7 protein-coding genes are annotated in these 9,301 nt (G+C 60.3%); 6 read left to right on the top strand and 1 reads right to left on the bottom strand.

What is annotated here, in order from left to right; genetic code table 11:
• The 6 genes from B3520_RS00340 to B3520_RS00365 form a co-directional block, all read left to right on the top strand.
• The coding region (locus tag B3520_RS00340) for a lipid A-modifier LpxR family protein (protein WP_286875040.1) at positions 1-486 on the top strand (486 nt) is incomplete at its 5' end.
• A gap of 75 nt (positions 487-561) precedes the next feature.
• A complete protein-coding gene (locus tag B3520_RS00345; RefSeq protein ID WP_286875042.1) occupies positions 562-978 on the top strand; it encodes a hypothetical protein in 417 nt (138 codons plus the stop codon).
• A 111-nt stretch (positions 979-1,089) separates the two neighbouring features.
• Positions 1,090-3,030, top strand: a complete 1,941-nt coding sequence (locus B3520_RS00350) for a DUF1566 domain-containing protein (protein WP_286806963.1) — start codon at positions 1,090-1,092, stop codon at positions 3,028-3,030.
• 6 nt (positions 3,031-3,036) lie between these two features.
• Positions 3,037-3,759: an ABC transporter ATP-binding protein gene (locus B3520_RS00355; protein WP_286806964.1), complete on the top strand. Its 723-nt coding sequence runs from the start codon at positions 3,037-3,039 to the stop codon at positions 3,757-3,759.
• Positions 3,760-3,765: 6 nt separating this feature from the next.
• Positions 3,766-6,126 (top strand): ABC transporter permease, encoded by a 2,361-nt coding sequence (locus B3520_RS00360; protein WP_286806965.1) that lies wholly within the window; start codon positions 3,766-3,768, stop codon positions 6,124-6,126.
• A 60-nt stretch (positions 6,127-6,186) separates the two neighbouring features.
• The gene (locus B3520_RS00365; RefSeq protein WP_123637826.1) at positions 6,187-7,377 is read left to right on the top strand and encodes an efflux RND transporter periplasmic adaptor subunit; all 1,191 of its coding nucleotides are present in this window, start codon (positions 6,187-6,189) and stop codon (positions 7,375-7,377) included.
• Positions 7,378-7,387: 10 nt separating this feature from the next.
• Here the strand turns inward: B3520_RS00365 and glgP are convergent.
• Positions 7,388-9,301, bottom strand: a 1,914-nt coding sequence (glgP, locus tag B3520_RS00370; RefSeq protein WP_286875045.1) for an alpha-glucan family phosphorylase, incomplete at its 5' end; no start/stop codon positions are given.

Below are 9,301 nucleotides of genomic sequence, written 5' to 3' on the forward strand. Positions count from 1 at the left end.
GCCCGCTATACCGTGGCGCGGCAACACCATGTCGCCACGCTGTTCGACAACCTGGAAATCAAAAGCACCGTTCAGGGGTCCGTGGGCTACCTCACCGAGGCGAGCTGGAGTTTGTCGGTTCGTGGCGGCGACTATCACACCGCCTGGTCGTCATTTAACCCGGAATTGGTGAGTTATGGCGAGAAATCCTCCTACACCAACAGCGGTATTTCGGTCGATGAGCATTACTTCTGGGGCGGAGTGTCGGTTAAAGCCCGTGCCTACAACGCGTTTCTGCAGGGGCAGTTTCGCGACAGTGAAGTCACCTTTGAGCGGAGTGAACTGCGCTCAGTCATGCTCGAAGCCTGGCTGGGCTATACCGTGGCCTTCGCGGAGGGGTATCGCATCAGTTACGTCGTGCGCGGCCACAGCTCGGAGATCAAACAGGGCCCCGGGGACCGCAATCTGTTGTGGGGTGGCCTGATTCTGGCCCGCACCTTTCGCTGATGATGCCCGTGCAGATGCCGCCGGGATATGTAAAGATGAGGGACACACCGCGACATTAGGTAAAAGGAGCGAGCGATGTATCGACTGATGTTTACCGGCGACCTGGTCACAGGCTTTCAGCGCCAGGAAGTGATCGGCAACCTGGCCAAGCGACTGGAGATGTCCCCGGATAAAGTGCGCGAAACCTTCTTTACCGGTTCGCCGGTCGAGTTCAAAACCGTCGATGACAAAAAAGCCGCCGACCACTGGCGCCGGGATTTCGCGGATGACGGCGCACTGCTGATCGTGCTGCCCGGTGATGAAGACACCCCCGGCGGCTCCCGCTACGCCGGCGCCGACCCCGCCAACACCAACATCGAAGAGCCCACCATTGCCTCAACCACCGCCCGGCTCGATGCCGTGCGCCGGCGCAATGTCGCCTTTATGAAGCTCGGAGGCATTGCCGGCCTGATTGCCCTGGTGATCATCGTGCTCGCGTGGTTGTTTGGCTAAAGGTAAAAAGTTGTTATAAAAGCGTAACCTAGTGTCACCCGGCGGGCGGTGCCTGCCTGATTGCGCTATCATGGAGGAACAATAAATCCAATGGATGAGGAGAGAAAACCCGTGAGAATCAACCTACCTTTTGTATTGACCGCTGTGTTGCTTTTGGCGGCTTGTGGCGGCTCAGAGAATAATGTTCAAAACGCCGTTGACGACTTCAACCAGGAAAAAGAGGATAACGAGCCGGAAATCCCGCCCATTGACTGCAGTGGCCAGCCAGATTTGAGCGATGCGGTCATCACCGGCCTTGAGATGACGTACATTCAGCAGAATGTACTTCCGGCCACCGATGATGCACCGGAGCGCCACTTGATAAGTATTTACATCGGTGTCGAATTCAATGAGCCGGACGACTCCCAGGCATCTCGTGCCAGAGGGTTCTGGCCAGAGTTCTCGCTGTTTCAGCGCGCCCGTGCCACCTCTTGTGAACCTCCGGAGCTTGGCGAGCGAGCCGTGCGGCTGGAGTTGACCAGCGATAGCGATTTCAACGCAGATTATCCGGCGGGTACGGTGCTCAATGATCTTCTGATTGATCCACCCAACATCGGTCCGGACGGTAGAGCGATCAACTCTGGGCTCAGCGGATTGTGGAACATCGTGCTTCTCGAACTGCCCACCGAAGAACTGGTGCATCGGTTTACCGTCACCGTGGAGTTGGATAGCGGCGCCCTCCATGAAATCACGCTTGATCCGTTGTACTTCCCGGCCAATTTACCCGCTGAGGACAATTTCCCGGATGATCCCGTTGCGCCTCCCGGTTTTTCCACCAGTTATCTCAACGATACGGGTATTGAAACCTGTGGTGACAATGAACTCTTTGACTACGAGTGTCCCGTGGCCGGATTTCCGCTTCAGGATGGCGAGGTGGGGCGAGATCGCCTGAACGACACGGATAATCAGGAAGAAGCCGATGATGAACCGCAAAAGTACGATTTCACGAAAATCGATAGCGAGGGCAACGAGCTGCCGGATGATGCCACAGAATGGTTCTGTACACGCGATAACGTGACCGGCCTTCTGTGGGAGGTCAAAACCGAGACCGGGCTGCACGGGGCCAACAACCTCTACAGCTGGTACAGTCCGGACGATACGGTGAACGGGGGCGTTGTCGGAGTGCCCGATGGGGGGCACTGTGAAGGCTCGGCATGTGATACTCATGCCTTTCTGGAAGCGTTGAACGAGAAAACTCTGTGTGGGCGGGACGACTGGCGTCTTCCCGATTGGGGCGACTGGTTTTCCGTCACCAGTTTTGATCCTTTGCCGGGTGATGATCTCGAGACATTTAAATACAGAGAGGTAGAGCATGTAGAGCCCGCAGGTTGGTGGACCGCTAATACAGTGGCGAATTCCGATGAACATGTCTGGGGCTTGTCGGCCGTTCATCACGGGGGTGATAAGACAATGTATCCTTTGCGGGCGGATGAAACTTTGCGGGCGCATGCCGTCAGTGGTCATCGCGGTCCGGAGCCTCTGGATGTACTGGATCGCGATCACTGTCGCCACACGGCAATGAACCCGACCACCCCAACCAGCGCGTTTGATATTATCGAGGGCGGGACGGTTGTCCACCACACCACCACGAATCTGCAGTGGCAGCGCTGTTCCGTGGGCCAACATTGGGATGGTAGCCAGTGCAGCGATTCGGCGGAGGTGTTTACCTGGCAGCAGGCATTGAATCAGATTCATGACCACGACGGTTGGCGCCTGCCCAACATCATCGAACTGTTAAGCCTTTATGAGAGTTGCGGTTCCGAACCCGCGATCAATCCAGAAGTGTTTCCCGCCACGCCGGGCAGGAGCCTGCAGGGAGCGTTGCGGCGCTGGGGGGAGGTCCGGTACTGGAGTGCCAGTCAGTCGGGCCTACTCCTGTTCAGCGGTTACGAGAGTGAGGACGCGCTTGGGGTCAACTTCGGAGCAAGTGGGTTATACTCCGAGCAACCCATACGGATGGATAAGGCCGGCGACCTCGGCTTTGTCCGTCTGGTTCGGGATGTGGAGCCCTAGCCACCGATGCCATCAACCCATTCACCCATTTGCGTTTTCCGCACCCGGGGCCTCACCCGGGTGTTTCGCATGGGCGAGGTGGAAATTCACGCGCTGCGCGGCGTGGATATGGAGCTGTACGCCGGGGAGTTTGTGGTGTTGCTCGGGGCCTCGGGCAGTGGCAAGTCCACCTTGCTCAATATTCTCGGCGGGCTGGACAGCGGTACCGAAGGGGAAGTGTGGTACCGGGATACCGACCTGAGTCATGCGACTGAGCGGGTGCTGACGGACTTTCGTCGTCACCATGTCGGGTTTGTTTTTCAATTCTACAATCTGATTCCCAGCCTGACCGCGCGGGAGAATGTCGCCATCGTTACCGACATTGCCCGCCATCCCATGGACCCGGCCGATGCCCTGGCGCTGGTGGGACTTGAAGAGCGCTTGGATCATTTCCCGGCTCAACTGTCCGGTGGTGAACAGCAACGGGTGGCCATTGCCCGGGCCATCGCCAAAAATCCCGAAGTGTTGTTGTGCGATGAACCCACCGGTGCACTGGATTCAAAAACCGGTATCAAGGTGCTGGAAGTGCTGCGCCGGATCAACCGGGAGTTGGGTACCACCACCGCGGTGATTACCCACAATGCAGTGATTGCGGATATGGCCGAGCGGATGATTCGCCTGAGCGACGGGCGGGTGAGCGAAGTCACGGAAAACCCGCACCCCGTTGATCCCGATCAGTTGCACTGGTAACCCGCCATGCGCGCTCTCAATACCAAACTGCTGCGCAACCTCTGGACCCTGAAAGGGCAGGGCCTTGCCATTGCGGTGGTGATTGCCACCGGCGTGGCCATGTTCGTGATGTCCTTTACCGCTCTGGATGCACTTCGCCTCAGCCAGCAGAGTGTGTATCAGAGCCAGCGCTTTTCCGAGGTGTTTGCCAATCTCAAGCGCGCGCCTGAATCCCTGGCCGATCGTCTGCGCGCCGTGCCCGGCGTGGCCACCCTGGAAACCCGCGTGCAGGCGCCGGTGAAACTGCAGGTGCCCGGGTTCGATCAGCCCGTTACCGGCCTCGCCCAATCCATTCCCGACGGGCGCCAGCCCCAGCTCAATCAGTTGCATCTGCGCACCGGCCAGTTGCCCGAAGCGAGCCGCAACGATCAGGTGTTGTTAAGCGAAGCCTTCGCCGAGGCGCATGAATTGCAGCCCGGTGATCGCCTGTCGGTGGTGATCAATGGTCGCTACCAGACGCTGTGGATCAGCGGCATTGCCCTCTCGCCGGAGTACATCTATCAGATTCGCCCGGGGGATCTGTTTCCGGATTTTTCCCGCTACGCCATTCTCTGGATGAATCGCGATGCCCTGGAATCCGCCTTTGATATGGAAGGGGCCTTCAACAACGTTACGCTGACGCTATACGCGGGGGCCAACCCGCAGACCACCATCGACCATCTGGATGGTTTGCTTGAGCCCTGGGGCGGGCTCGGCGCCTATGGTCGCGACGATCAACTGTCACACCGTTTTATTGAACAGGAGCTGGAACAGATTGCCGCCATGGCGGTGTTTCTGCCGTTGATTTTTATTGGCGTGTCCGCGTTTTTGTTGAACGTGGTGGCGGCCCGATTGATCCGCACCCAGCGCGAGCAGATCGCGGTGCTGAAAGCCTTCGGCTACGACAGCCTGACCGTGGCCGGACACTACCTTATGTTGGTGCTGGTGATTGTTCTGATCGGTTCAATTCTCGGGGTATTGTTGGGCACCTGGCTGGCCAGTGCCCTGGCCGGTCTGTATCAGGACTTTTTCCGCTTCCCTTGGCTGGAGTTCCGGCTGCGGGCCTCGGTGGCGCTGACCGCTATTGTTATCGCCGGCGGCGCGACGGCACTGGGTACCTTGACTGCGGTGTACCGGGCGTTTCGATTACCTCCGGCGGAAGCCATGCGCCCGGAACCGCCCACCCATTTTCGTCGCACCCTGATCGAGCGGTTGGGCATTCGAGGCCTAAGTCAGCCGACCCGAATCATCCTGCGCAACCTGGAACGACAACCGATCAAGGCGGGGCTGTCGATTCTGGGTATCAGCCTGGCGGTGGGCATGATGATGCTGACCGGGTTTCAGAAGGGCTCCATCGATTACATGATGGATGTGCAGTTTCGCCTTGCCCAGCAACAGGATATGACCGTCAGTTTTATTGAACCCACCCAGCGCGGTGCTCTACACGAGCTGGCTGCGCTCCCCGGTGTTCGTTACGTCGAGGGTTTTCGCAGCGCCTCGGCGATTCTGCACTACGGACATCGTTCTTATCGGGGTGGGGTCCAGGGTTTTTCCGAGCCCCGGCATCTGGTGCAGGTGCTCGATGATCAATTGCAGCCCATCGCCATTCCCTACGAAGGGGTGTTGCTCACCGACCATCTGGCGACCATGCTCGGTATTGGAGTGGGGGACACCCTGCAGGTCAAGGTGCAGGAAGGGCGGCAGCCGGAGCTTGCCATTCCCGTGGCCGGTTTGGTCACCGAATTTATCGGCGTGGGCGCCTATCTGCGGCAGGACACCCTGGCCCGACTGCTGGGTGAGGGCGATACGGTGAGCGGCGCTTTTCTGGCGGTGGACCCGGAGCTGGTGGACGAGGTCAATCGCCGCCTGGAGGCCATGCCCCGGGTGGCGGGAGTGAACCAGCGGGACACCACCATCCGCGCGTTCGACGATATGATGGCGGACAGTATGCTGGTGTTCACCTTTTTCAGTGTGTTTATGGCCGGATCGATCGCCTTTGCCGTGGTGTACAACAACGCACGCATCGCCTTTGCCGAGCGCGCCCGGGAGTTGGCGACCTTGCGGGTATTGGGTTTTACCCGGGCGGAAATTGCTTTTATTTTGTTGGGTGAGCTGTTGTTGCTGACCGTGCTGGCCATGCCGCTCGGCTTCCTGCTGGGGGCCGGTCTGTGTCAGCTGCTCACCCTGGGCATGCAGACCGATCTTTACCGGGTGCCGCTGGTGCTGACCGCGGACACCTATGCCAGCGCCGCCCTGGTGGTGCTGGTCGCGACCCTGTTGTCCGCCTTGATGATGGGGCGGGCACTGGTCAAACTGGATATGGTGTCGGCCCTGAAGTCGGCGGAGTAAGTAAACCTTCTGGCGCCGGAGCGAACCTCCTGGCTCAAGACAGTCCAAGGACCTATGGCTATGAAACGCCCGAACCGTCGTACCCTGATTTTTGCCGCCATCACCTTGCTGGTGATTGTGGTAATGATCATCAGCTTTCGCGATCCGCCCGCGCTGGTGGACTCGGCGCAGGTGATTCGTGGTCCCTTCCGAATTACTGTCGAGGAGGAGGGGCGCACCCGCCTGCCGGATCGCTTCGAGGTCTCGGCGCCGGTGGCGGGTTACCTCAATCGAGTACTGCTTGAGCCCGGCGATGAAGTGGCTCAGGGCGATACCCTGTTTACTCTGAATCCGGCACCGGCTGACGCGCTGGATGCCCGCACCGGCGCCCAGGCCCGGGCGGCTCTGGCGCGGGCCGAGTCGGCTTTGGCCGCCGCGGAATCCGCCGTTGAAGTCCAGCGCGCCCAGGCCGAACTGGCGGACCGGGAGCTGGTGCGGGTACAGCGGCTGGTGGATCAGGGCCATCTGTCCCGGGAAGCATTGGACCGGGCGCTGGCGGAAGCACGCAGTGCCAGTGCGCGTTTGCGCACGGCACAGTTTCAGGTGGATGTGGCGCGGCACGAGCGGGAAAACGCCGAGGCGGCGTTGACCATTGCGGGTGGCGAAGTCCGTTCGGAGCCGCTCAAGGTCACCGCACCTACGGAGGGTGTCGTGCTCACCCGCGAGCGACAGAGTGCCGGGCGGGTTCAACCGGGTGAACCGATACTGACCCTGGGTGATTTGAGCAGCCTGCAAGTGGAAGTGGATCTGCTCTCACCGGACGCCGTGCGTCTGAGCCCGGGAATGCGTGTGGAATTGGAGCGCTGGGGCGGCGACGAGGTGTTGCCGGGACGGGTGCGCCGGATCGAACCGGCGGGCTTTACGCACATTTCCGCGCTGGGAGTGGAAGAGCAGCGCGTCTGGGTCATTGTCGATTTTGATGCGCAGCGCGAACGCTGGAAAGACCTGGGTGACGGTTACCGGGTGGAGGCGCGTTTTATTCTCTGGGAAGGTGACGATGTCTTGCAGGTGCCGGCCAGCGCCCTGTTCCGGGAAGAGAAACGCTGGGCGGTGTATGTGATTGAGGACGGCGAGGCCGTGCGCCGAACCGTGACGCCGGGACGGCGCAGTGGATTGTTGACCGAAATCCAGGACGGACTCGAGCCGGGCGAGCGGGTGATCCTCCATCCCGGCCAGGATATCGAACCGGGCCGGCGCGTAGAGGCTCGCTGAGGGTTCAACGCTACCGCGATTGCCAGATGATTTTCTGGTGCTCCGCCGGAATCATCGCCGCCGGATGTCTGGGAACCACTCGGGCGGTGAAGTCGCCATCCGGGCGCGCGCTGTCCAGCTGCCCTTCATACCGGTAACTGTGAGTGGCGCTCTGCAAGGTACTCGCCGGTGTCAGTGCCAGGGTGATGGCGCTCTCCGCGTCGGTGGGGTCGGCGATCAACTCTACGGTCAGATGCTCTGGGTTCAATCCGCCGAGTTGTACATTCAGCCCGACCCGACGATGCCCATCCCGCTCATCGAACTGCAGCTCACCCAAGTGGATTTCGTGCCAATGTTGGGACAGGCCTGAATGCCATTGAAACAGTTCGGCCGCAAGGGCGCCTTTTTCCTTTGTGCGGTTCGCCAGTAATTGGGCGGCCGGGAGATAGTAGCCTTCAATGTATTCCTGAAGCATCCGGTTGCAACTGAAAGACGCGGTCAGTTGGGCCATGCTGTGCCGTACTCGTTCCAACCAGTCGGTGGGTATATCGGCGTCGTCTCGATGATAAAAACAGGGCGCGATATCCTGCTCCAGGAGTTCATACAGCGCCGTGGCATCGTCATCGTCCTGCTCCTCGCCGTGGACGTCACCGTCTCCCAGGGCCCAACCCACTTCCGCGTGCCAGGCCTCGGCCCACCAGCCGTCGAGGCTGGACAGGTTCAGGCCACCGTTGACCAGCACTTTCATGCCGCTGGTGCCGCAGGCCTCCCAGGGGCGGCGCGGTGTGTTCAGCCAGACATCGACGCCCTGCACCAGATGTTGTGCCAGCTCGATATCGTAGTCCTCCAGAAAAACCACCCGGTCTTTGACGTCGGCGCGGCGGGCAAACCGGTACCAGGCCTGTAACGCATTCTTTCCCCACTGGTCCGCGGGATGGGCCTTGCCGGCCACAATCAGTTGTACCGGGTGCTGAGGGTGGTTGAGCAGGGCGGCGAGTCGATCCGGGTTGTGCAGCAACAGGTTGGGTCGTTTGTACTCGGCAAACCGTCGGGCGAAGCCCAGGGTAAGGACATTCGGGTCCAGCGGTTGTTCGCTGAATACCGCACACTGACCGGGGTCGCTTTCGCGGCGCCACTGATGGCCCAGACGTCGGCGTACGTAGTCCACCAGTTGTGCCCGGCCCTGACCCTTCATCTGCCAGAGGCGGTGATTGTCCAGTTGCTCAATGGTGTCGGTGGGCATGCGCTCCAGGTCCTGACGCCAGCGGTCCGGACCGAACAGTTGACGCCACTCGTTATCGGCCCGGGATGAATCCCAGGTGGGCACATGGACGCCATTGGTGACGTGGCCAATGGGCACTTCGCGCTCTGGCCAGCGGGGGAAAAGGGGCTGAAAAATGGTTCGGCTGACGGCGCCATGCAAGGCGCTGACGCCGTTGGCAAAAGCGCAGGTGCGCATGGCCAGCCAGGCCATATTGAACCACTCTGTCGAGTCCTCTGGATTGGCTTTGCCCAGTGCCAATAACCGTTCCGCCGGGACGCCGAGTTGTTGGGAGAATTCGTCAATATAGCGACGCAAGACTTCGATGGGATAGCGATCGAAACCGGCTGCCACTGGCGTGTGAGTGGTGAAAATATTTCCCGCACGGGTGGCCCAGAGTGCTTCATCAAAGGAGACTTTGTGTCGCTCGCAATAGGTGCGCATGCGCTCCAGTGTGGCGAATGCCGCATGTCCCTCGTTCAGGTGACAGACGTAGTCTCCACAACCGAGGGTGTCCAGCAAGCGCCAGCCGCAAATGCCCAGAGCAATTTCCTGCACCAGACGCAGCTCACGGTTGCCGCCGTAGAGTTGACTGGTGATGCCCCGGTCGCCCGCCTGGTTGCGCGGATCATTGCTGTCGAGCAGATACAGGGTGATGCGCCCGACCGTGACCTGCCAGACCCG

The sequence above is a fragment of the Marinimicrobium sp. UBA4509 genome (genome assembly GCF_002388575.1).
In the GTDB taxonomy this organism is placed as follows: Bacteria; Pseudomonadota; Gammaproteobacteria; order Pseudomonadales; family Cellvibrionaceae; genus Marinimicrobium; species Marinimicrobium koreense.

Bases quoted from the DNA above. Each gene is read 5' to 3' on its own strand.
- B3520_RS00345 (WP_286875042.1), top strand. From the start codon at position 562: ATGTATCGACTGATGTTTACCGGCGACCTGGTCACAGGCTTTCAGCGC.
- B3520_RS00355 (WP_286806964.1), top strand. From the start codon at position 3,037: ATGCCATCAACCCATTCACCCATTTGCGTTTTCCGCACCCGGGGCCTC.
- B3520_RS00360 (WP_286806965.1), top strand. From the start codon at position 3,766: ATGCGCGCTCTCAATACCAAACTGCTGCGCAACCTCTGGACCCTGAAA.
- B3520_RS00365 (WP_123637826.1), top strand. From the start codon at position 6,187: ATGAAACGCCCGAACCGTCGTACCCTGATTTTTGCCGCCATCACCTTG.